Raw genomic sequence first — 23,150 nt, forward strand, 5'->3', positions numbered from 1 at the left:
GCGCCAGTCACCAGCGGACGTCGATGTGGAGTGGGGAACAGAACTCCGTGAGCCACGTCCGATCCGCCTCCAATTCGAACAGCCTGGCAAATTCCGGGTCGATGGCGAGGTCCTCCTCTGCAACCCGGTCGCCGAAGAACATGTAGGCCCTGTCCGTGTTGCACTTGCCACTCATCCAGGCAACGCCATCGAAGCCGGCTTCATGAGCGGCCACGGCCCATTTCACTGTTTCCGGGTACCGGGTCGCGGTTGTCGTGGTGATGTCGGAGGCCTCGACTCGCAGCGCTTTCAAACCGGTCCCCATGAAAGACGCCAGGACCAGGGCCCGGGAGACCCGGAGTCGTCCCATGACCTTGTCTTGGTAGTCGCGAGGGGTGAGCACGCCGCCATTGGCTGGAATGTCATGCAGCAGCGTCTCGCACACGGCCGCCTCGGGAGTGTCCGCGGCGTAGAGGGCCGGGACCACCGGGGTGCCGAAGAACGCGAACCGTGTCGGACGGCCCACTCCCGGATTGAAACTGTTCACAGCTCGACCCGAGGCGCCGCTCGCGACTCGGTAGATCAAGGCACCCTCCCGCAGGAGGAATTCCATCGGCGTGAAGTCGCCGCGGGGTCCGACTACCACTGCACCCCGTAGTGGTTTTCGGCCGCTTGGACGACGACGTCCTCCTCATCGAGCAGATCGACCGGACGCCGGTCGTCCAGTTGGCCCGTTGGCGCGCACAGCCACTGGGCCAGGTCGGCGCTGGGGACGTCCAGACGGTTGGCCATCCGCAAAAGACGGGGGACCACGGGGCGCACCGCACGGAGTTCGACGTTGAACTGGAATGCCGGGTACAGGTACGCATTGCGTCGCTTGATGCCCAACAACGTTCCGGCGCGACGTCGATCGGTGGCGAAGCTGGACACATTGCCGGACGTTGAGCCGAGCAGGTCACCAACCTCGCGGGCGGAGAGGAACGGGAATTCGGCCTCCATGGCACGCCATGCGTTCTCCGTTGACTGGACCCCACGGGCCATTTCCGGGGTCACGGGTACGGTCACGGCAGCGGCCGCCGCCCGCAGCGCGGCCAACCCCTGATGGAGGCGCACAACAGCGTTCTCCAGGTCGTGTTTGCGGGATGCCGCGACCATGGGATTCTCCTGTCTTTTCTTATGCACTAGCTTAGGCTAAGAACCGTCGGCGCTCCATGGCAGGGGTTTCGACAAGCTCAACCACCGGGGGTCTCGACAAGCTCAACCACCGGGACTCAGTGCTTGGCCCACTCGCCGCGCACGTGGCCGATGTGCCGGCGCATGAGGTCCTCGGCCTCGGCTGCCTTCCCGGCCTGGATCAGGTCCACCAGCTCCACGTGTTCCAGCGCCGTCTCGCGCAGCCGGCCGGTCTTGGCCAGCGGTGCCAGGCCCAGCAGCCGGGTATGCGCGCGCAGCTCGGAGATCAGGGCGACCAGCCGCCTGTTGCCGCTGTATTCGAGGACCGCGATGTGGAACTTCCGGTCGGCCTCCGTGTAGGGGATGAGATCGCCCGTGGCGGCGAAATCCACGATGTCCTGGGCCATCACGCGCAATCGGGCCAGGCCGTCGTCGTCAATCCTCCCGGTCACCTCGCGCACGGTGGGCGGCTCGATGAGCAGGCGCAGCGCGGTGATCTCGTCCAGGTCCTCGTCGGAGACCTCGGTGACGCGGAACCCCTTGTTCGGCAGCGACACGACCAGGCCCTCCTTCGCCAGGTCCAGCATGGCCTCGCGCACGGGCGTGGGCGAGACGCCGAACCGCTTGCCGAGCATGGGCGCCGAGTAAACCTCGCCCGGCTGCATCTCGCCGGAGATGACGGCGGCACGCAGCGCCTGGGTCACGGTCTCGCGCAGGCTGGCGCTCTTCTTGACCACCGTTAAGCTGGACCCGGTCAGGCTGGACCCTGCCAGATTGGACGCCGCCAGATTGGATGCCGCGTTCATTGTGTCTCCATTTCTTGCGGCCCGTGCCCGGCAGCACTGGATCAACCGATGCGTTTACAATATGACATTTTAGTCGTTGCCGGGTTTGCCGCGGAGAAAAAGTTCCCGGCCGGACAATTCATAGGCCCGTCCCGCCACCACGAGGTCCTCCCACGACATGCCCACGCCCGTGTACAGCAGCGGCGCACCGTCCTCGGGCGTGAACCGGCCGTTGACCAGGTCGGCGAGCGTCGCCAGCCCGCGCTCGCGCCACTGGTCCACGGAGCGTGCCGGGATCAGGTCGCCTGCCTCGCGCAGCGCGGATTCGCGGCCCTCGACGACCACGTCGGCGCGGCGGGCGAACCCGGGATCGATCTCCCGCGCGTCGAGCCCGTGCGAGCCGATGGCCGCCACGATCGCGTCGTCGCGGACCAGCGCGCCGTCGAACACCGGCTCGCCGGAGGACGTGGCGCAGACGACGACGTCGGCACCGGTCACGTCGCCCGGCCCACCGACGCGGGCCGCCAGTCCGCGGGCGGCCCAGCGGGCGGCGAACTCGGCGGCCGCCGCCGGCCGGCGGCCGATGACGATGAGGTCCTCGATGCCGCACACCTCGCTGATGGCCGCCACGTGACGCTCGGCCTGCAGGGACGTGCCGAACACGGCCAGCGTGCCGGCGTCGGGCCGGCCGCGCACGGCCAGCAGGTGCTTGAGCGCCAGCGTGGTCACGGCCGGGGTGCGGATCAACGTCAGCTCGGCCCCGTCCATCGCGGCCAGCGGCGTGAGTGTGTCCCCGTCGAACAGCAGATAGGTGCCCTGGATCTTGGGGTGGCCCTTGGCGGGGTTGCCGGGGGCGACCGTGGCGACCTTGATGCCGGCGTACCGGGCCGATTGCGCCGGCATGAGCAGGAATTCCCCCGCGGTGAGCGGGCTGAACAGGCGGGGCGGGTCGAGCTCCGGGTCGAGGCCGCCGCGCAGGGCGTCGTGCAGCGCCTGGACGGCGGCTCGCGGGGACAGCAGCGTGTTGAGGGCTTCCGCGTCGAGGTAGGGCAGGCTCATGGGGCTCCTTCCGTGCCGATGATGGCTGTGCAGATGATGGCTTCGTCCGCCGTCGCCTGGACCGTGGCTGTCGCCGGCGCGGCGGCCCGCAACCGCTCGAGGACCGGGCCGTCCGCGAGCACGATCGGCAGGCGGGTGCCGTACAGTTCGGCGGCGGCGAGTGCGCCCAGGACGATGATGGCGTCCCGGGCGCCCAGCACGATGGCCGCCGGCCCGACGCCGGCGCGCAGCTGCTCGGCCAGCACGGACGATGACGAGCTCGATCCCCGGGACGCGTCCATGACCAGGATGCGGCCCGCCAGCGAGGTGCCGTATTGGGGGTGGTGGGGGTCCGTGATGACGCCCGTCTGCAGGTCCGTGCCGCCCCAGAAGGAGAGCGGCTCGTCCAGCACCAGCAGCGGGCCCGTGCCGGTGCCCGGTGTCAGTGTCCGGGCGGCCAGTGCCTCGCCGCGGACGGTGTTAGGACCAGTGGGTGTCATCGCGGATCACCTCCCCCGCGCACGCGGAGGCCACGCATTCGCCCAGTGTCCCGAACACGACGTCGACGCCGAGGTTCGCCGGCGCATACCAGGCCCACTTGCCCGACGGCGTCATGACGGTGCGCGTGTCCGGGGCCAGGATGGGCGTGATGTAGGTGCACGTGTCGACCACGATCCGGGCGCCGCGCGCCTCGGCCACCTGGACGAAGCCGGCGTCGCGGGCCCGGGCCAGCACCTCACGGGAGGTGGAGATCCACACCGTGCAGTCCGGGTGGAACGCCGGCGCGTCGGCCAGCGCCTGGGCCAGTTTCTCGAACTCGGGCAGCGAGAAGTGCGGCGTGCCCAACGCGACGGCGTCGAGCGCGCGGGCACCGGCCGCCGTCGTCAATTCATCGCGGGCGGCGCGCAGCATCGCGGCGGTGACACGCTCCACCGGCAGCGACTCCGGCGCGGCCGGCGCGTCGGCGAGTGCCTCGGGCGTCACGCCGGCCACGTGGAACAGCGCGACCCCGCCGGCGGAGGCGGCCGTGGCGCCGAGCGCCTTGAGCTTGTCCTCGTCCACCAGGTCCGGGTCGATCCCGGTCAGCAGCGGGACGCCCGTGCCGGAGCGCCGGCCCACGACGTCGCCCAGGGCCGCCCAGGCGGCGTCGTGGGCCAGCAGGCTCGCGGACAGCCCCGAGCAGTCCAGCTCGAGGGTGGGCACCCGGTTGGCCGGCAGGTGCAGCCCGGCCTCGGGCACGCGGCCGGTGATGGCCGCGCAGATGTCGATGAAGTCGCCGTAGCGTTCGGTGCGCGCGCCCAGCACGGAGTTGGCGAACACGATCGCGTTCGACTCGGCCCAGGCGATGTGCTCGCCGGCGCCCGGGCGCTGCACGGACTGGTACGGCGCACAGGTCCAGGTGGGCTTCGCGCCGAGCGCCGTGTAGGCGTCCATGAGCGCGCGGGCGGGCACGGCCTCGGTGGGCGGCAGCCGGACCAGGCCCGGGTGCATCAGGTCCAGCGAACTGACGTTCAGCGTGGTGGGCACGGCCACCGTGGCGCCCAGGTCAACGAGCTTCCGCGCGAAGTCCAGGCCGGCGCGGCCGTGGTACAGGCAGCCGTCGATGTGCGCCCCGGTGATGGGGATGAGCCGGGTCGCGCCGAGCACGCCGGCCAGCCCCGTGACCAGCCGCATGGCCATGGCCGTCCCGGCGCCGCGCGTGCCGGCGAGCATGGCGCTCTCCTCGCCGGTGAGCGCCAGCGCCGGGGTGTTCACAGCAGGAACCCGGCCGGGAACGGGTCGTCCGGGTCCAGGTGGTACTGGGCGGTGCCGGTCACCCAGGCGCGCCCGGTGATGGTCGGTACGACGGCGGGCAGCCCGCCGACGGTGGTTTCCTCGACCAGCCGGCCGATGAACTGGGTGCCGATGTAGGACTCATTGACGAAGTCGGTGTCCAGTGCCAGTTCGCCGCGGGCGTGCAGTTGGGCCATGCGGGCGCTGGTGCCGGTGCCGCACGGGGAGCGGTCGAACCAGCCGGGGTGGATGGCCATGGCGTGGCGGGAATGCTGTGCCGTGGAACCGGGCGCTTTCAGGTAGACGTGGTGGCAGCCGGTGATGTCCGCCCGTTCCGGGTGCACGGGCAGGTTTTGGGCGTTGATGGCGTCCATGATCCTCAGCCCGGCATCCAGCAGCCGGTCCTTCGCGGCCCGCTCGAACGGCAGGCCCAGGTCCTCCAGCGCCACGATCGCGTAGAAGTTGCCACCGAATGCCATGTCGTACCCGACGTCGCCGAACCCGTCGACCCGGACTGTCTGGTCCAGGGCCAGCGCGAACGACGGCACGTTGCGGATGGTGACGGACTTTGCCGCCCCGTCCCGCACGGCGACGTCGGCCACCACCAGCCCGGCCGGGGTGTCCAGCCGGATGGTGGTGACGGGTTCGCGGACCTCCACCATGCCGGTCTCCACCAGCACGGTGGCCACGCCGATGGTGCCGTGCCCGCACATGGGCAGCAGCCCGGAGACCTCGATGAACAGCACGCCGTAGTCGGCGTCCGGCCGGGTGGGCGGTTGCAGGATGGCCCCGCTCATGGACGCGTGCCCGCGTGGTTCGTACATGAGCAGCGTGCGCACGTCGTCGCTGTTGTCTATGAACCACTGGCGCCGCTCGGCCATGGTGGCCCCGGGAATCGTCCCGACGCCGCCGGTGATCACCCGGGTGGGCATCCCCTCGGTATGGGACTCGACGGCATGAAACACACGCTTGGAGCGCATCGTTACTCCTGACCTTGTGTCTGCGAGCTTACTTGTAGCCCTTGGCGAGCACGGCCTCGGTGTCGGCCTTGATGCGCGCGGTCAGCTCCTCGGGCAGCGGCAGGCGCGGCTGGCGGCAGGCGCCGCCCTTGCGCCCGGCGAGGTCCATGGACAGCTTGATGGACTGCACGAACTCCGTCTTGGAGTCCCAGCGCAGCAGCGGGTGCAGGTCGCGGTAGATCGGCAGCGCCGTGGCGATGTCCTCGGCCTTGCCGCTGGTGGCCAGCTCGTACAGTGCCACGGTGCTTTGCGGGATGGCGTTCGGGTAGCCGGCGATCCAGCCGACGGCGCCGGCCAGGCCGAGCTCCAGGAGCACGTCGTCGGAGCCGATGAGGAGGTCAAGTCCCGGGGCCAGTTCGGCGATTTCGTAGGCGCGGCGCACATCGCCGGTGAATTCCTTCACGGCCACGATCAGGCCCTCGTTGTAGAGGCGGGCCAGCAGGGCCGGGCTGAGGTCAACCTTGGTGTCGTACGGGTTGTTGTAGGCGACGACGGGCAGCCCGGCCTTGGCGACCTCGCGGTAGTGGGCCACCACCGTCTCGTCGTCGGCCTTGAACGTGTTCGGCGGCAGCGCCAGCACCGACGCGGCGCCGGCGGCCTTGGCCTGCTCGGCCCAGCGGCGGGCCTCGTCGGCACCGTACGCCGCGACGCCGGGCATGACGGTGAAGCCCTCGGGCGAGGCGGCGACGGCCACCTCGACGACCTTGGCGCGCTCCTCGTCGGTGAGCGTCTGGTACTCGCCAAGGGAACCGTTCGGGCACACGCCGTCGCAGCCGTTGGCGGCCAGCCAGGCCACGTGCTCGGCGAACGCGTCGTAGTCAACGGTCAGGTCGTTGTTGAACGGCAGGGCGGTGGCGACGTGGACGCCGCGCCACGGCTGAGTGCGAGTGGTCATGTCATGCTCCTTTGGATGCGTGTGTGGCGGTCGGGACCGCGGGTATGGGGAAAGTCTACCAGTGCAATGTCACATGTTACTAGGGGTGATTTCGACAGGCTCAATCACCGGGATGCTCAATCACCGGGACGCCATCCAGCGCTCCACGCCGGCCGCATCGATGGGCAACGCGTCGGAGAGCACCTCGGAGCCGGTGGGCGTGACCAGGATGTCGTCCTCCAGTCGCACGCCGATGCCGCGCAGCTCCGGCGGCACCATGAGATCGTGTTCGTGGAAGTACAGGCCCGGCTCCACGGTCAGCACCATGCCGGCGGCCATCTGGGCCCCTTGGTAATGCTCATAGTGCGACTTCGCGCAGTCGTGCACGTCCAGGCCCAGGTGGTGGCCGATCCCGCACACGAGGAACCGGCGGTGGTGCTGTCCCTGCGGGGACAGCGCCTCGTCCACGGAGACCGGCAGCAGGCCCCAGTCGTGCAGCCCGGTGGCGATGACCTCCATGGCGGCTTGGTGGAAGTCGGTGAACGCGCGCCCGGGAGCGACGGCCGCCAGGCCGGCCCGGTGCGCCTTCTCGACGAGGTCGTGGACCTGGCGCTGGACCGGGGAGAACGTGCCCGACGCCGGAAACGTGCGCGTGACGTCGGCCGTGTAAAAGCTGTTCGTCTCCACGCCCATGTCGAGCAGCAGCAGCTCGTCGGCCAGCACGGGCCCGTCGCAGCGCACCCAGTGCAGCGTGGGCGCGTGCTTGCCGCTGCCGACGATCGTCGCGTAGCCCACACCGTTGCCGTGGCTGCGCGCGTGCCGGTCGAACGTGCCCTGCAGCCACCGCTCCCCCGGCCCGGCGATGGCGGTGGGGATCTCGCGGACGACGGCGGCGAAGCCCGCCACGGTGTGGTCCACGGCCTCGCGCAGCTGGGCGATCTCCCAGTCGTCCTTGATCATGCGCAGCGTCGACAGGGCGCTGGCCAACCCGCCGTCGGCGGCCAGCGCGTGCCGGCGGACAAGCTCGGCGTCGGGCCTGCCGGCGACCAGCGCGGGACCTCCGGCCGCGCGCGCGGCGTTCGTCACGCCGTCGTCCAAGCCGGCCAGCGGCTTGACCGCCAGGCCCAGCGCGCCGGCCCAGTCGTCGAAGCCTGGGGCCGAGCCCACCCACAGTTCGCCGTGGGCGGCGTCGGCGAAGAACGCCGGCTCGCCCGGGTAGGCCGGGGCGGGGATGTACAGGACGGCGTCGTGCCCGCCGGACGCCGGGGTCATGACGAGCACGGCACCCTCGATCGCGGCGCCGGTCAGCCAGTAGAAGTCCGAGTCGGGGCGGAAGTCGTAGTAGGTGTCGTTGGCGCGCACGGGCGCGGTGCCGGCGCCGATGACCAGCACCTGGCCGGCGAAGTCCGCCGACAGCCTCGCGCGGTGCGCGGCCGCGGCCGCGGCGGCACCGGCGACGACCGGCGGGGTCCGGTCCGGGATGCCCCAGCCCTGCCCCATGAACTCGTTGAACGCCGGCAGCTGGGCCAGCCGGGGCAGCCGTGGGTCAGGGTTCGCCGGCGCCGGCATGGACGGGGTGGCGGGCGTGAACGTTGTCTCAGTCATTGGTTTTTCCTCCGCCCAATTGGGCAATCGTGTTGTGCAGGCGGGCGAACACCTTGTCATCGCCGATGCCGTCGTGCTCGTATTCGTTGGTGACCCAGGCGTGGGCGTTGCCGACGGCGGCCGCCGTGTCCAGTTGCAGCCCCGCGTCGACGTACATGTCGTCGTAGTAGACGGCGGCGGCCAGCGGCACGTCGTTGGCGGCCAGCCTGTCCGTGTCGTACAGGGGGCTGGCGGTGCCGCGGCGGGCCAGTTCATGGACGGCGCCGGCGAACGGGCGCAGCCCGCGGATCTCCTCGAACATCCACGGGAACATCATCTCCCCGGTGAACAGCAGCGGCCGGGCCGTCTCGGCGAACTGCGGGTGGTTGGCGCGCTCGGCCTGGGCCGCCCAGGCCGTGGGCCCGTTGTCGCCGTGGGCGTAGATGCTCTCCTGCAGCGCGGCGAACAGCGGATTGTCCGCGAAGGAGCTGCGGGCCAGCACCTGGGCCAGGAACGTGTCGGTGGGCTCGTCGCCGGTCTCGTCGAAGGCCTCGTCGAGCAGCCAGTGCATCCGCTCAAAGCCCGGCTTCATGCCGAAGTCGATGCCGAGCGTCTGCAGCCGGCGCACGGTGAGGGTGTCGCCGTCGGGCAGCAGCACGTCCCCGGCGGCGAGCCGGTCCGCCAGCCGGCCAACCAGGTCGACGTCGGCCGGGTACCGGTCGTAGTACAGCTTGTTCTTGCCCTCGGTGCGAGGGAACGTGCGGCGGTACACCTCGGCCGCCTCGGGGCGGATGCTGGCCAGCCCACCGGTCACATAGCAGGCGGACAGCCCCTCCGGCGCCCGGGACAGGTACGTCAGGGTCAGGAACCCGCCGTAGCTTTGGCCCAGCGTGGACCAGCGGCGCCCGCCGTACAGGGTCTTGCGCAGGTGCTCGGCGTCGGCCACGATCGAGTCGGCCCGGAAGTGGGACAGGTAGTCGGCCCCGGCGGCCGCGTCGAAGCGGGAGATCGCGCGGGCGTCGACGCGCGTGCTGCGCCCGGTGCCGCGCTGGTCCAGCAATAGCACCCGGTACGTTTTCAGCGCCTGGCCGACCCAGCCGTCCGGGCCCACCGGGCGCGGGCCCTTGCCTCCCGGACCGCCCTGCAGGAAGACGAGCACCGGCAGGTCCTCGCCGCGCCGCGCCGGGTCCACGAGTTCCCGGGCGAACACGGAAATGGTCTCCGGGTTCGCGTCGTCGAACCAGTCCAGCGGCACCGTGACCCGGTGGTCGGTCACCGCCATCCCGGGAATGATGTATTGGCTCACAATCACGTCAGTGCTGCCCTCTCTCGCTGTTCATTCACGCGCCGGCGCGCTTCCCACTCCGGATTGATGGTGGGGATGGCCGCCAACAAGGACCGAGTATATGGCTGTGTTGGGTTGTCGAAGATCTCGTCCCGGGTGCCCGATTCCACCACGGCGCCACGGTTCATGACCACCACGTCGTGGGCGATCTGCCGGACCACCGCGAGGTCGTGCGCGATGAAGATGATCGAGTACCCGTCCTCGGCCTGCAGGCTCTTGAACAGGTTTATCACCTGCGCCTGAACGGAGACGTCGAGGGCTGACACGGCCTCATCGCAAATGAGCAGCTTCGGCTTGACGGCGAGCGCCCGGGCGATGCCGATGCGCTGCGCCTGGCCGCCGGAGAACTGGGACGGGTAGCGGCCGCTGTGGTCCGGGTTCAGTCCCACCCGTTCCATCAGCCCCTTGACGAGTTGCCGCTTGCCGCCCGGGACGCCCATGCCCTGGTAGTCCAGCGGTGCCGTGATGATGCGGTCCACGGTGTGCCGGGGGTTCAGCGAGGAGAACGGGTCTTGGAACACGACCTGCACCTGGCTGCGGAAGTGCTTGAGCGCCGCGCCGGTGCCGTGCGTGACATCCTCGCCGTCGAGCAGGACGCTGCCGCCGTCGGCGGGCATGAGCCGGGCCACCATGCGCGCGGTGGTCGACTTCCCGGACCCGGATTCGCCGACGACGGCGACGGTGCGGGCGCGCCCGACGGCGAAGCTGACGTCGTCCACGGCCCGGAACGCGCGCTTCTTGCCCGACAGGACACCACCGGTGTTGGTGGTGAATTCCTTGACCAGGTTCCGGGCCTCGAGCAGCGGTTCGCCCGCGCTCATCGGGTGGCCCCCGTCCGGAAGTCGCCGACCATCTTGAGTTCCTCCAGGTCGTCGTCGAGGCGCGGGATGGCGGCCAGTAGCGCCCGCGTGTAGTCGTGTTGTGGGGCCGAGAAGATCTGCTCGGTGCTGCCGGCCTCCACCTGCACGCCGCCGTTCATCACCACCACGTCCTGCGCCACCTGGCTGACCACGGCCAGGTCGTGGGTGATGAAGATCATGCCGGTGCCCGTCTCGGCCTGCAGGTCGGCCATGAGTTCGAGGATCTGCGCCTGGACGGTGACGTCAAGGGCCGTGGTGGGTTCGTCGGCGATGACCAGGTCCGGCTCGCAGCACAGCGCAATCGCAATCATGATGCGCTGGCGCATGCCGCCGGAGAACTGGTGCGGGTAGTGGTCGATCCGCAGGTGCGGGTCTTTGATGCGCACCCGGTCCAGGGCCTCGATCGCCACGGCCCGCGCGGCCTTGCGGCTGACGTTGTGGTGCGCCCGGTACGCCTCGGTGATCTGCAGGCCCACGGTGTAGTAGGGGTTCAGCGAGGACAGCGGGTCCTGGAAGACCATGGCCATGCTGTTGCCGCGCAACTTGCGCAGGGCGGCGTCGGACTTGCCCAGGATTTCCACGCCATCGAGCCGGATGCTGCCGGACGCAGTGGCACCCTTGGGCAGCAGCCCCATGACGGCCAGGCTGGTCATGGACTTGCCCGAGCCGGACTCCCCCACGATGCCCAGCGTCTGGCGCCGGTCCACCGTGAAGGACAGGTCCCTGACCACGTCCACGTCGCCGCGGGGCGTGCCGAACGTGACGGTGAGCCCGCGCACCTCAAGCAGCGCACCGCCGTCGTCCCTTGCTTTCGACTCTGTTCGGTTCATCAGGATTTCACCCTCACTCGCGGGTCGAGCACCGCGTACAACAGGTCGACGACGACGTTCGCCACGACCACGAAGAAGGCGGCCATCAGGGTCACGGCCATGATGACCGGCTGGTCGTTCTTGCCGATCGAATCGGCGGCCAGCTTGCCGACACCGTTGAGGCCGAACACCGTCTCGGTGATCAGCGCCCCGCCGAGCAGCCCGGCGAAGTCCATGCCGAACAGCGTCACGATGGGCGTCAGGGACGGGCGCAGGGCGTGCCGGCGCAGGACCAGCAAACTCGGCAGGCCCTTGGCTCGGGCCGTGCGCATGAAGTTCTCGCCCAGCGTGTCCAGCACATTCGCCCGGGTCAGCCGGGCGTACATGGACGCGTAGCCGAACGCGAGTACCGTCCACGGCATGATGTAGGACTGGAACCAGAAGAGCGGGTCCTCGCCGAAGTCCGGCGTGGACGGGAACGGCAGGACCTGCAGCTGGACCACCAGTACGTACTGCAGCACCAGGGCGATGAAGTAGTTGGGCAGCGAGATGCCGCCCAGGGCGAACATCATGGCGCCCTTGTCCCACCAGGTGCCCGCCTTGATGGCGCTGACCAGACCCGCGGAGATGCCTATCAACAACCACAGCACGGCGGCGCCTACGGCCACGGTGACGCTGACCGGGAGCCGGGCGGTGATCATGTCCACCACGGACTGGTTGGTCTGGAAGCTGAAGCCCAGGCACGGGGCGGCGCAGTGGATGGCGGCGGCACCCTCACCGTAGGTCCGGCCGGCGAAGATCCCGGACAGGAACTGCCAGAACTGGGCCAGGAAGGGCTGGTTCACGCCCAGCTGTTCGCGGATCTGGTCGATCCGTGCCGGGTTGCACGTCTTGCCGCAGATCATCACGGCCGGGTCCGGGGAGAGCAGGAAGAAGATGCAGAACGTCAGGAAGCTGACAAGGAACAGGATGACGGCGACGCCGAGCAGCCGCCGGAGAATGTAGCCGGGCATCAGCGCGCCTCACCGGTGTCAATGGCCTTGCTCAGGTGATCCCCGAACACGGTGAACGAGAGCACCGTGAGGAACAGGAACAGGCCGGGTACGAAGAAATACATGGGATCGGTGGCGTACCAGGGCACGGCCGAGGCGATCATCTGGCCCCACGAGGCCGTGGGCGGGGTGACGCCGACGCCCAGGAAAGACAGCCCCGCCTCCGTGCCGATGTAGCCGGGCACCGACAGCGTGGCCATGACGATGATGGTGCCGGTCAGGTTGGGCAGCACCTCGCGGAACACGATGCGCACCCTGGAGGCCCCTGACGCGTAGGCGGCCTCGACGAACTCACGGTTCTTGAGGGACATCGTTTGGCCGCGCACCACGCGGGCCATGTACGGCCAGCCGAAGACGCTCAACACCACGACCAGCAGGAACGGACGGTTCCCGGCCGGCAGTGCGGAGAGCAGGGCGATCATGAAGATCAGTGACGGGAAGGCCATGAGGAAATCCATCAGGCGTGAGATCACCTGGTCCACCCAGCCACCGTAGAACCCGGCCAGCGTGCCCAGGACGACGCCGATGAAGGTGGTCAGCAGCGTGGCGCTGACGGAGATCAGCAAGGAGACCTGGGCGCCGAAGGCGATGCGGGCAAAAATGTCGCGCCCGCTTTGCGGCTCCACCCCGAACCAGTGGGTGGGGCCGATGCCGCCGAGCGGGCCGTTGGGAATGCCGCCCAGGTCCGCGTTGACTGCGGAGGGGTCGTATTCGTACGGTCCCCAGCCGGAGAGGTGCGTCAGCAGGGGCGCGGCGATCGCCATGATCGTGATCAGGGCGATGAAGCCGGCGCTGAACAGCACCGCCGGTGATTTCCGCATGGTTCGGATGACGCGGCGGGCCGAGGAAGGGCCGCCGCCAGAGAACGGCGACCCCTTTTCCTCGGTCTCGACGGCCAATTGTGTTGGCATCGTGGTCATGTGGGGAACTACTTGGCCGCGTTGGCCAGTCCGACGGTGACAAGGTCGACGCCGCCGTTGAAACCGATAACGCTCTTGCCGATGTTGCTACCGGTCAGCTGCAGGCCGTTTTGGTAGACCAGCGGGACCAAGGGGGCGAGCTTCATAATCTGTTCGTCCAAGTCGCCGTACGCCTTGTTGGCGGCGTCGACGTCAGTCATGGCGGCGATGGTGGCCATCTGCTTGTTGACGGCCGGGTCGTTGAGCTGGGCCAGGTTGGAGTTGCCCTTGTCGGTGATGTTTTTGCCCTCGAGAATTGGCGGCAGGAACGTGGCTCCCGAGGCCCAGTCCGGGCACCAACCCGTGATGGCGGCGTCATGTTGCTGCGAGCGGGTGCCGATGACCTCGTAGAACGTGGACGAGTCGATGACGTTCAGCTTCACGGTGATGCCGATCTTGGCCAGCGACTGCTGGATGGCCTGGGACTGTGCCTGGATCATCGGCGTCCCGCGCGTATCCAGGGTCATGTCGAAGCCGTTGGACAGACCGGCCTCCGCCAAGAGGGCCTTGGCCTTTTCAATGTCGCCCTTGTTGCCGGTGCTCGGGTACAGGTCGAAGTCCTTGCGGCCCAGCAGCGACGGCACCATGATGGTGTTCGCGATCGTGGCCAGCTGGCTGCCGCCGCTGGCGGTCTGCACGGAGGACTTGTCGATGGCGTAGTTGATGGCCTGGCGGACCCGGACGTCGGACATGTGCGGCTTGGTGGTGTTCATGCCCATGTACGTGGTGCAGATGGCCGTGGTCTTCACGGCCCGGTCCTGGATCTGCGGGGTCTGCACGCGGGAGACGTTGGCCGGTTGCAGCGAGCCGCCGGAGATGGCGTCCTTGTCGCCGGACTGGTCGGCCAGCATGCGCTCGTCGATCGTGGCCCCGTCCAGGCCGAACGTGAAATCAAGGTTGTCCGGGTAGGCCTTGCGGACGGTGTCAGTAGCGGCGCTCCAGTTCGTGTTCCTGGCGAGCTTCAGCTCGCTGCCCCGGTTGTAGCTGACCACCTTGTACGGGCCGGAGGCGATCGGCTTGGCGTCGAAGGCGGTCCCGGCGCCACTGCCCACGGGGAACGGCACAAAGGAGTTCTGCCCCACCACGGAGCCGAAGTCGGCGAACGGCTGGTTCAGGTGGAAGACGATCGTCTTGTCGTCGGGTGTCTGGATCGGGGCAAAGTCCTTGCCCTTGTCCGCGTACGGGCCCTTGTAGCCGGACCCGTCATCGAGCAGCGTGCGGGCGTACGGGGAGCCGATGCCCAGGGCCGGGTCGAAGGAACGCTCAACACCGAACTTCACGTCCTTGCTGGTGATGGGCGTGCCGTCCTCGAACTTCACGCCGTCCTTGAGCGTGAACGTCCACGTCTTGCCGCCGTCGGAGGATTTCCCCATGTCGGTGGCGAGGTCGGGCACCATCTCGGAGGTTTTGCCGGCCACCGTGGAGTTGGTGGTGAGCGTGCGATAGATCAGGCGGTAGAAGTTGTTCACGCCGCCGTCAAAGCCCATGGCCGGGTCCAGGTGGGAGTAGTCGGCGTTCAGCAGGACGCTGACGGTGCCGCCCTTCTGCGGTTCACCGGTTTTGGCGCCGGCGCCGACCTTGGCCCCGCCGCCACAGGCGGTGAGTGCAAGCGACGCGGACAGCACCACGCCAAGAACAATGTGTTTCGTCTTCATCTGCATTCGCTTTCGTTGCTGGAACTTCACGGATCTGGCGGGAAATTCGGTTTAGGCCGTGCGCAGCCACACGCGCATGGTTTCGGCCCGGCGGTTGCCCCACAGGAAGTAGGGCACAAGCGTTGCCGTTTGGGCCTCGGTCACCTCCCGGACGGTCTCGGTCCACAGCGGGTACAGCTCGGCGGCCGGTGCGGCGGCCGCGCGCACCGGCAGGGAGAGGACGACGACGTCGCCCGTCCCGGGCACGATGCCCCGGGTTTGTTCGTGGGCCAGCGCCGGCGCCCCGGGCTCGAGGATGAGGTCGTCGACGCCGGCGGCGTTGTCCTGCTGCTCGGCACAGTAGACCAGCGGGCCGCGGGCGATTGCGACGCTGCCGCGCGTCGCATCCAGGTGCGGATGAGAGATGTGAGCGCGCACAACCATGGGCAGCACCAGATCGACCGTGTCGCCTGCCTGCCAGATCCGGCGCAGTTCCGCCCAGCCCGGTGCGGCGCGTACGGCCGGGGCGCCGTTGATGCTGACCGTGGCCCCGGCCGCCCAGGCCGGGACACGGAAGGCCAGCGTGAACTCCTCGTGCGGGGCGTCGCGGACCACGGCGCGCACGTTTCCGTCCCACGGGTAATCGGCCCGCAGGTCCACGGCGAACGGTCCGGCCGTAATGGACGCCGCCGCGTAGTTGGCGACGTGCAGCGAGTCGGCGGTTGTGGCGGCGACGTAGTCCTGCAGTTCGGACATCCAGCGGATCACGTTCGGCGGGCAGCACGGGCAGCCGAACCAGGACCGGCGCAGCGCCTCGCCCCCGGTCTCGGCCCCGCTGCGCTGTTCGTGGTCGGGGCGGCGCTGCAGCGGGTTGTCGTAGAAGAACTTCGTGCCATCCACCGAGAGGCCGACGGCGTAGGCGTTGTAGAGGACGTTCTCGAACACGTCCACGTATTTGGCCTCGCCGGTGGCCAGGAACATGCGCCAACCCCACTGCATGATGGAGATGGCCGCGCACGTTTCGCTGTAGGAGCGGTCGGACGGCAGCTCGAAGCGGTCGCCGATGGCCTCGTCCGAGTGCCGGCTTCCGAGCCCGCCGGTGATGTAGAGCTTGCTGGCCACCATGTCGTCCCACAGCCGAACGAGTGCGGCGAGCAGGCCGGCGTCGTTGGTTTCCACGGCGACGTCGGTGGCACCGGCGGCCAGGTAGCCCATCCGCACGGCGTGTCCGGTCACGGACGGCAGCTCGCGCAGCGGCTGGCCGTCCTGGAAGTACTCCGCCGGGAACAGGGTCAACGCGACCAGGCCCCGGCCGCGGCGGTCCACGAACAGTTTCGCCAGCGTCAGGTGGTCCCGGTTGCCGGTTTCGCGGTACAGCTCCACGAGCGCCATCTCGACTTCGGGGTGTCCGCACACCTGGTCGCGGCCGGCGGGGCCGAATTCGCGGTAGGCGTTGTCGGCGAACGCGCTCGCGACCTTGAGGAGACGGTCGTCGCCGAGCTGGCGGTTGGCGGCGACGGCGGCCTGGATGAGGTGGCCCAGGTTGTACAGCTCGTGGCCCCAGGACAGGTCGCTCCAGGCGTCCTTCCCGTTGCGCATGTTCTGGTAGTACGAGTTCAGGTAACCGTCGCCGGCCTGGGCGGCGGCGATGAGTTCGACCGATTCCTCGTAGAATGCCCGGACCTCGGGTTGCTCGCCGCGGGCCAGCTCATAGGCCAGGCCCTCGAGGGTCTTGTAGATGTCGGTGTCGAGGAACGGGTAGCGGCCCCGGTACTCCTCGTCGGTGCCGTCTCTTGCGATGCGGAAGTTCTCCAGGTTGCCGGCCCCGCGCAGTTCGGTGAGCGAATGCGGGATGGTGGCCGTCCGGTTGCGCTCCTGCCAGCGGGCCAGCAGGCCGCCGGTCAGCCGGACGTCCGAGGCGCCGAGGGACCGCAGCGCGCCGGCCCCCGGGACGACGGCGTTGGCGCGAAGCGCGGAACCGTGCGGCTGGTGGACGGTGGTGTTCCCAGAAGTCATGTTAACGATCACAATCTCTTGTACGGTGTGACATTGCACAGAAGTTTATGGCACATTCGCCCCCGGCACAAGGGGTTCGTGTTGCCTGCGCCACTCCCGCCCCCGCCTCCCCAACTGTGACGCGGTAACTGCAGCGGGCAAGCGCGTTCCAGTGCAGTTACCGCGTCATGGTTTCGACAAGCTCAACCACCGGTGACGTCAGCGCAGGACGAAGCCCAGGCCCAGTTCGTCACCGGGGTCGAGGGAGAACGTGCACTCCCCCACCGGGTAAGCGGTGCCCACCACATCGACCACCATGCCGTCGGGGCCGCGTTCGGCCACCCGGGCCGTGAAGTGCGAGTCGATGATGGAGAAGTGGTCCAGCACGGCGCCGTCGGCCAGCACGCCGGCGTCGTCCAGGGCGGCCACCCGGGCCGCGGTGCCGGAGCCGCAGGGCGACCTGTCCACCTGGCCGTCGGCAAAGATGGTCACGTTGCGCTGCGCCAACGCGCCGTCCATTCCGGGGCGCGCTTCGACGTCCTCGTGGAAGATGGTGCCGTAGATGCCGTCCAGCCGGGGCTCGCTCGGGTGCCTGGCCGCCGGGTGCCCGGCCAGCGCGGCCTTCACCTGCCGGCCGGCGGCGATCAGCGCGTTCAGGTCCGCAACGTCCACGCGCAGGCCCACGGAGGCGGCCGGCACGGAGGCGTACAGCGCCCCGCCCCACAGCACGTCCACCACCAGCTCACCGAAGGACGGCGTGGAAACCGGAACGGACCGGGCGGTCACGTACGAGGGCACGTTCCGGAACGTGACCGCTGAGACCTCCCCGGCCGTCGTCATCACCCTGGCCGTCACCCGGCCCGACGGGACGTCGATCACCACGTCCGTCACGCCGTCGTCTGGGGCCCGCACCAGGCCGCTGCGCACCGCCCACGCGCCCAGCGCGATGGTGCCATGCCCGCACGCCGAGGAGAAGCCGTCCTTGTGCCAGAACAGCACGCCGAAATGGGCGCCGGGATCGTCCGGGGGAACGATGAACCCGCCGTACATGTCGGCGTGCCCGCGCGGTTCGTTCACGAGCAGCCGGCGCAACACGTCGGCGTCCCCGCCCGGCGCGCGCGTGCGCCGCTCCAGCACCGTGTCCCCCGGGATCTCCACCGGTGGCGCCGGCACGATCCGGAACGGCTCGCCGGCCGTGTGGTAATCGACCGTGTGCACGGTCCAGTCAGCAACACCCATTTACGCTCCCAGGTAGGCTTCGACGATGCGGGAATCGGACATCAGCTCGGGCATTCGAAAATTCATTGTCAACATTTCCTTTGACGGGACCGGTTTGACAGGACAAATGTGGCGGGACAACCCACCGGATCTGCACGCCCGGCCCCACGTGGTGTTGGCCGGATCGCATTCCCGTCTCAGTAAAATATGACATATCACCTGAATTCGTCAACCATTCCGGGGCCGTCTCAGCCCAATCGAGGCCGACACGGGAACTGCGGTGTGTCCGCCCGGTCACAGCACGGTTAGTGTGGTGTCATCACATGTGGCGCGCCCTTCCCGGAGGGGTCGGGTCATCATTTGTATGGGGGGATCCTTGGGGAGAAGACTGTTCGGCGAGATCTCGCCGCTGACGTACAAGATCGCGGTGCAGCGGCAGATCGCGCTGCGCACGGTACGGGATCTGGTGGCCGGGACCCGGTTCGCCACCTCCCGCGGCCATGATCGGCTGCCGGTCACCGTGTACCGGCACAAATCGCTCATCCGCCGCAAGCTCGGCAACGTGGACGCGGAGTTGCAGGAGAACAAGGCCGTCAGCCTGGCCATCGCGGCACCCCACATCGACGGCGTGCTGGTCCGTCCGGGCGAGACGTTCTCCTTCTGGCACCTGGTCGGCAGATGCACGGCCCGCAAGGGGTATCGGATGGGCCTGACGATCAACCACAGCGGCCCGGACTCCGGGATTGGCGGCGGCATGTGCCAGTTCACCAACCTGTTGCACTGGATGGTGCTGCACAGCCCGCTGGAGATCGTGGAACACCACCACCATGGCGAGATCGACCTGTTCCCCGACTTCAACCGGCAGATCCCGTTCGGCACCGGCACCTCGATCGTGTACAACTACCTGGACTACCGGGTCCGCAACACCACGGAGAACACCTTCCAGTTCTCCGTCCATCTCACCGATGAGCACCTGTGCGGGGAACTGCGCGCCGCCGAGCCGCTGCCGGTGAAATACCATGTGAAGGAACAGGACGCCCACTTCCAGGCGGTGGGGCCCGACGTCTACCGGCGCAACCGGATCTACCGCAGCGTGCGGGACAGGCGCACGGGCAACGAACTGGGCCGTGAACTCGTCGTGGAAAACAATGCCCGCGTACTGTATGACCACGGCCTCATCAAGACCCCGATACGGCCGGCGGCCGACACCACGCTCGTGGCCGAGTCAGACCGAACGCTGCCCGTCGGACCGTACGCTCGGGCTGACATGCACGGTTCGGTCTGACTCGCGGGTTCCCCCGGCAAAGTCCGCCCGGTCTAGACTGCGGCCATGGCGCACGCACTGATGAAGGCCGCGTACATCCGGCGGCTCGGCGGACCGGAGACGATCGAGTACAGCGGGCTGCCCACCCCGGGACCACCCGGTCCGGACACGGTCCTGGTCCGGGTCGCCGCGACGGCCGTCAACCACGTGGACACGTACGTGCGCGGCGGGCGCTTCGCCACCGAATTGCACTTCCCGCAGGTGGTGGGCCGGGACCTGGTGGGCGTCGTGGAACAGGCCGGCGCCGGCTTTCGTGTGGGCGATGCCGTGTGGTCCAACTCGATGGGCTACGCCGGGCGGCCGGGCGCGGCGGCGGAATTCGTCGCCGTCCCGGCGGACAGGTTGTACCCGCTGCCCGCCGGCGTCGACCCGGTGCAGGCCGTGGCGGTCCTGCACCCGGGCGCCACCGCCCACCTGGCCCTGCACGGGCACGCCCACATCCAACCCGGCGAGACGGTGTTCGTCGGCGGCGCGGCCGGCCAGGTCGGTTCGGCCCTCGTGGTGCAGGCCGTGCGGGCCGGGGCCCGGGTCATCGCCTCGGCCAGCGCCGCGGACGGCGACTATTGCCGCTCGCTGGGTGCCGCCGTCGTCCTTGACTACCGCTCCGAAACGTACGACGACGAGCTGGCCGCCGTGCGCGACGTCACCGGCGGCTCCGGCGTGGACGTGCACATCGAGACGTCGGGCCGGCACCGGCTGGACCTGGCCGTGGAGCTGCTGGCGCTGCGCGGGCGCATCATCGTGCTGGCCGGTGTCGCCACCGATGCCGCGCTGCCGGTCGGCAAGCTGTACACGCGCGACGGCGGCATCCTCGGCTTCGCCATCAGCAACGCCACCGTGGCGGAGCTGGCCGGGGCGGCGTCCGCCGTCAACGCATTGCTGGCGGCCGGGGCGCTGCGGGCCCGGCGCATCGAGCAGCTGCCGCTGCACGCCATGGCCGACGCGCACCGGCGGCTGGAATCCGGTCGGGTGCACGGTGTCCGGCTGGTGCTGCGCCCCTGACCGCTTGCGACGGGTGGACCGCGACCCCCCCCGAGGTCAGCACACGGTCAAGTGCCCCCATGCGGAGCGGACACGACTTTCCGGCTCAGTGCTTTGGTCTGCACCAATCTGCGCGCCCAACAGATCAGGGTTACCGTTTGGGTTTCTGTATGAGTATCATCAACACATGAATGAGCATGAAGTCTATCCCAATGCTCCGCTGGTGTCAGTGTCATTTGAGCTGCGCCATCCCGAGTCCGATACCTTGACCGCCACACAACGAGCTGCGTTCAGAGACATGTTGCGGGAGCACCTGCCCATGATGCGCTCCCGCCAGGCCACTCAACACACGATCGAAGTCGGGCCGTCCGCCGCAATCCCACAGGTCCGTACTGAAGAGTTTCCAAAGTACTTCAATCGAAAGAACACAATAGCCGCATCATTTCTGAACGGATCGGTAGTTGTTGAGACTAGTCAATATCCTGGTTGGAATGAGTTCAGCGACCTCATAGCCCTCGTATGCAACGCACGCCACGAAATCTCTCCGCTTGATGGAGTGGAGCGAGTTGGACTGCGCTATGTTGACGAGATTCGCATACCTACCGAAGACTCTCCAGAATGGCAAAAATATCTAACGCCATCGGTCCTTGGTCCAGGGCCGGCCGACGTAGACGGCCTTTCCCTTAAAGAGTGGCAAGGCGTCGCTGCCTACGGTCCCGAGTCGGGAAGGTCTCTGGTCGTCAGATACGGAACCGGCCAAGGCTTCGCCACCGACCCCAACGCCGAGCTCCGAAGAAAAACAACGCCTTTGCCAGGTCCATTCTTCCTGCTGGACATAGACAGTTTCTGGATTCCCGAACTTGAGGTCCCCGTGTACTCTGATTCAGCGATCAGAGATATTGCGGAATTGCTCCACAAGCCCGTCCGAGAAAAGTTTGAGCAGTCAATTACTGAACATTTACGAAACGAGGTGCTCCGCAAGTGACACAAACAACACAAACGCCAACGCAATCTCAAGTAACAGTCGATCCAACACTAATTTCGGCCGCGGCACCAACTTACATGGCTGCCTTGCTTAATACCGCCACCTCCAGCAACTTAGTCACCCGCGCGACATTACTCGGCGAGGATGTTCGTAGACACCACATTAACAGCCTTGTCCATGAGTGGCAGGTCCGGACTCAACTACGTGGTGTGAGTGGAGCTCGTGAGTTGTTGATGCTCATTGCAGACCAAGGCTTCGCATGGAGGGACATTGCCCGAATGATTGGCGTCAGCGTTCCGGCGGTCCAGAAGTGGCGAAAAGGCGAAAGAGTTTCCGGGGAGAACCGCCGCAAACTGGCTAGCCTTGTGGCCGCCCAAGACCTGATCGCATCGCAATTCAAAGTCCAAGACATCGAATCGTGGTTTGAGATGCCTATTCTGGACGGTGCCCCCATCACCCCAATTGACTTGTGGGCAGCAAACCAGTCGTTTGTGGTGCTTGAATACGCCAGCGGACGCTTGGAACCCGAAGCAGCACTGAACAGTTTCGATCCGACATGGCGCGACGCGTACGATACGGCCTTTGAGACTGTTCGCGGCGAGGATGGCCACCTGTCCATTCGAATGAAGGACTGACCCTTCATGACTTTCCACGACCTTGAGGCGCCTGGATCTGGCAAGGCACCAAACTGGGGTGCACTTTACCGAGCGAGGGGCGACGAGGTTTCTGCATCTAGACCCATCTTCACTGGGGATATATTTGAGGATGCATCCTGCATCGGCCCCCAGGGGACAGTCAAGAAGACGATCCTCATATTGCAGCACCCGTGTGCGCTGCGCACTAATGGTGTAGATCTAGTTTCCCGACTATTGGTGGCCGAGGTGGTTGCCTCTGATTCTCTAGTTCCTGCCAGCGAGTGGAAGGGACGCTTCAAACAAATGCCGCTACCTGAACTTTACGCACAGCCGGAAGGTCATTTCGTCGCCCACCTGCATGAACCGCAACTAGTTTTGCCAGAATCGTTGCGCCTAGAGACGAGAATCGCGTGCATGTCCCAAATGGGCGTCAATATCTTACTTCAGCGATGGGTTCATCATAATAGTCGGGTAATCGTTCCAACATTTGAATATCAGAAAGTCACAAGCGAGCAATTTGAAGAGGCTGACTTAGTGGAAGAATGGTGCGATGAACTCGCCGCCGATGAGGCTGAAATTCTCATTGAAACTAGGGCAGCACACGACTGGCTTAGAAGTCCCTCGAATATCGGGGATATGAGTTGGCAGGATCTACTCAAGGATCCACAAAGTCGAAGTACGGTTCGAGTCGCCTTGCGGAAGCAAGTCAAAGAACGACTCAAGAACTGATAACCCTCGACGCCTAGGTCATTCACTAAGTCGTTTCGCATGGTTCGTTGATTCCTTCAAGAGGGCGCGTGGTGGCCTCATCGGAAAATGAGATCGGGACGATGGAGAATTGATCCGAGCGATTGGAACGTCTATTTACGTCTGAACATCAATGTGGGCATAAAAGAAATAATCTGGCTAATCGACTGGCCTTCAGCGCATTAGCATAAGCCGCACGCAGATCACCTTTCAATTTATAGAAGCACTCGAAACGGCTGTCGGCCCAGCCAGGACGAACCTGTCAGTCGTGACGACCGAAGTCTTTAACCAAAAACGAACGTAACTGGTCAGGTGGTGGTGGGGATCCAGGGTTGGCCGGTGGCGAGTCGGGTGAGTGCGTCGAGTGCCTTGATGCCGTGT

The 23,150-nt window shown here is 67.3% G+C and carries 22 protein-coding genes; 5 read left to right on the forward strand and 17 right to left on the reverse strand.

What is annotated here, in order from left to right; translation table 11 throughout:
* Positions 1-7: 7 nt before the first annotated feature.
* The 17 genes from EJC77_RS14465 to EJC77_RS14545 form a co-directional block, all read right to left on the reverse strand.
* A complete protein-coding gene (locus EJC77_RS14465; RefSeq protein ID WP_276309080.1) occupies positions 8-592 on the reverse strand; it encodes an RES family NAD+ phosphorylase in 585 nt (194 codons plus the stop codon).
* A 26-nt stretch (positions 593-618) separates the two neighbouring features.
* Complete coding sequence (locus tag EJC77_RS14470; protein WP_125614028.1) at positions 619-1,134, reverse strand: hypothetical protein; 516 nt, start codon at positions 1,132-1,134, stop codon at positions 619-621.
* Positions 1,135-1,250: 116 nt separating this feature from the next.
* A complete protein-coding gene (locus tag EJC77_RS14475) occupies positions 1,251-1,958 on the reverse strand; it encodes a GntR family transcriptional regulator (RefSeq protein WP_125614030.1) in 708 nt (235 codons plus the stop codon).
* Positions 1,959-2,027: 69 nt separating this feature from the next.
* A complete protein-coding gene (locus EJC77_RS14480; protein ID WP_125614032.1) occupies positions 2,028-2,996 on the reverse strand; it encodes an ornithine cyclodeaminase family protein in 969 nt (322 codons plus the stop codon).
* Positions 2,993-3,475 (reverse strand): aconitase X swivel domain-containing protein, encoded by a 483-nt coding sequence (locus tag EJC77_RS14485; protein WP_125614035.1) that lies wholly within the window; start codon positions 3,473-3,475, stop codon positions 2,993-2,995. Before EJC77_RS14485 ends, EJC77_RS14480 begins: the two co-directional genes overlap by 4 nt.
* Entirely contained in the window at positions 3,456-4,730 is a 1,275-nt protein-coding gene (locus EJC77_RS14490; RefSeq protein ID WP_125614037.1) for an aconitase X, read from the reverse strand. Before EJC77_RS14490 ends, EJC77_RS14485 begins: the two co-directional genes overlap by 20 nt.
* Complete coding sequence (locus EJC77_RS14495; protein WP_125614040.1) at positions 4,727-5,728, reverse strand: proline racemase family protein; 1,002 nt, start codon at positions 5,726-5,728, stop codon at positions 4,727-4,729. The genes EJC77_RS14490 and EJC77_RS14495 overlap by 4 nt, the downstream gene beginning before the upstream one ends.
* A gap of 28 nt (positions 5,729-5,756) precedes the next feature.
* Positions 5,757-6,662 (reverse strand): dihydrodipicolinate synthase family protein, encoded by a 906-nt coding sequence (locus EJC77_RS14500; protein ID WP_125614043.1) that lies wholly within the window; start codon positions 6,660-6,662, stop codon positions 5,757-5,759.
* A gap of 120 nt (positions 6,663-6,782) precedes the next feature.
* Entirely contained in the window at positions 6,783-8,246 is a 1,464-nt protein-coding gene (locus EJC77_RS14505) for an aminopeptidase P family protein (protein WP_125614045.1), read from the reverse strand.
* Positions 8,239-9,507 carry an alpha/beta fold hydrolase gene (locus EJC77_RS14510; protein WP_125614048.1) on the reverse strand — a complete coding sequence of 423 codons (1,269 nt, stop codon included), beginning with the start codon at positions 9,505-9,507 and terminating at the stop codon, positions 8,239-8,241. The genes EJC77_RS14505 and EJC77_RS14510 overlap by 8 nt, the downstream gene beginning before the upstream one ends.
* 26 nt (positions 9,508-9,533) lie before the next feature.
* A complete protein-coding gene (locus EJC77_RS14515) occupies positions 9,534-10,391 on the reverse strand; it encodes an ATP-binding cassette domain-containing protein (RefSeq protein ID WP_125614051.1) in 858 nt (285 codons plus the stop codon).
* The gene (locus EJC77_RS14520) at positions 10,388-11,260 is read right to left on the reverse strand and encodes an ABC transporter ATP-binding protein (RefSeq protein ID WP_125614054.1); all 873 of its coding nucleotides are present in this window, start codon (positions 11,258-11,260) and stop codon (positions 10,388-10,390) included. Before EJC77_RS14520 ends, EJC77_RS14515 begins: the two co-directional genes overlap by 4 nt.
* Positions 11,260-12,252, reverse strand: a complete 993-nt coding sequence (locus EJC77_RS14525; protein WP_125614058.1) for an ABC transporter permease — start codon at positions 12,250-12,252, stop codon at positions 11,260-11,262. Before EJC77_RS14525 ends, EJC77_RS14520 begins: the two co-directional genes overlap by 1 nt.
* A complete protein-coding gene (locus EJC77_RS14530; protein ID WP_125614061.1) occupies positions 12,252-13,211 on the reverse strand; it encodes an ABC transporter permease in 960 nt (319 codons plus the stop codon). The genes EJC77_RS14525 and EJC77_RS14530 overlap by 1 nt, the downstream gene beginning before the upstream one ends.
* Positions 13,212-13,219: 8 nt before the next feature.
* The gene (locus tag EJC77_RS14535; protein WP_125614064.1) at positions 13,220-14,905 is read right to left on the reverse strand and encodes an ABC transporter substrate-binding protein; all 1,686 of its coding nucleotides are present in this window, start codon (positions 14,903-14,905) and stop codon (positions 13,220-13,222) included.
* A gap of 51 nt (positions 14,906-14,956) precedes the next feature.
* On the reverse strand, positions 14,957-16,900 hold the full coding sequence (locus EJC77_RS14540) for a glycoside hydrolase family 127 protein (protein WP_125614067.1): 1,944 nt from the start codon (positions 16,898-16,900) through the stop codon (positions 14,957-14,959).
* 198 nt (positions 16,901-17,098) lie between these two features.
* Entirely contained in the window at positions 17,099-18,118 is a 1,020-nt protein-coding gene (locus EJC77_RS14545) for a proline racemase family protein (protein ID WP_125614070.1), read from the reverse strand.
* A gap of 355 nt (positions 18,119-18,473) precedes the next feature.
* On the opposite strand from EJC77_RS14545, the gene EJC77_RS14550 reads away from it, so the two are divergent.
* From EJC77_RS14550 to EJC77_RS14570, 5 genes are all read left to right on the forward strand, one after another.
* On the forward strand, positions 18,474-19,382 hold the full coding sequence (locus EJC77_RS14550) for a VanW family protein (protein WP_125614073.1): 909 nt from the start codon (positions 18,474-18,476) through the stop codon (positions 19,380-19,382).
* A gap of 45 nt (positions 19,383-19,427) precedes the next feature.
* The gene (locus tag EJC77_RS14555; protein WP_240630269.1) at positions 19,428-20,423 is read left to right on the forward strand and encodes an NADPH:quinone reductase; all 996 of its coding nucleotides are present in this window, start codon (positions 19,428-19,430) and stop codon (positions 20,421-20,423) included.
* Positions 20,424-20,589: 166 nt separating this feature from the next.
* The gene (locus EJC77_RS14560; protein WP_125614075.1) at positions 20,590-21,387 is read left to right on the forward strand and encodes a TIGR04255 family protein; all 798 of its coding nucleotides are present in this window, start codon (positions 20,590-20,592) and stop codon (positions 21,385-21,387) included.
* Entirely contained in the window at positions 21,384-22,022 is a 639-nt protein-coding gene (locus tag EJC77_RS14565; protein ID WP_125614078.1) for a hypothetical protein, read from the forward strand. The genes EJC77_RS14560 and EJC77_RS14565 overlap by 4 nt, the downstream gene beginning before the upstream one ends.
* Positions 22,023-22,028: 6 nt before the next feature.
* The gene (locus tag EJC77_RS14570) at positions 22,029-22,751 is read left to right on the forward strand and encodes a hypothetical protein (RefSeq protein WP_125614080.1); all 723 of its coding nucleotides are present in this window, start codon (positions 22,029-22,031) and stop codon (positions 22,749-22,751) included.
* Positions 22,752-23,150 lie beyond the last annotated feature (399 nt).

It is taken from the genome of Specibacter cremeus (genome assembly GCF_003946885.1).
In the GTDB taxonomy this organism is placed as follows: Bacteria; Actinomycetota; Actinomycetes; order Actinomycetales; family Micrococcaceae; genus Specibacter; species Specibacter cremeus.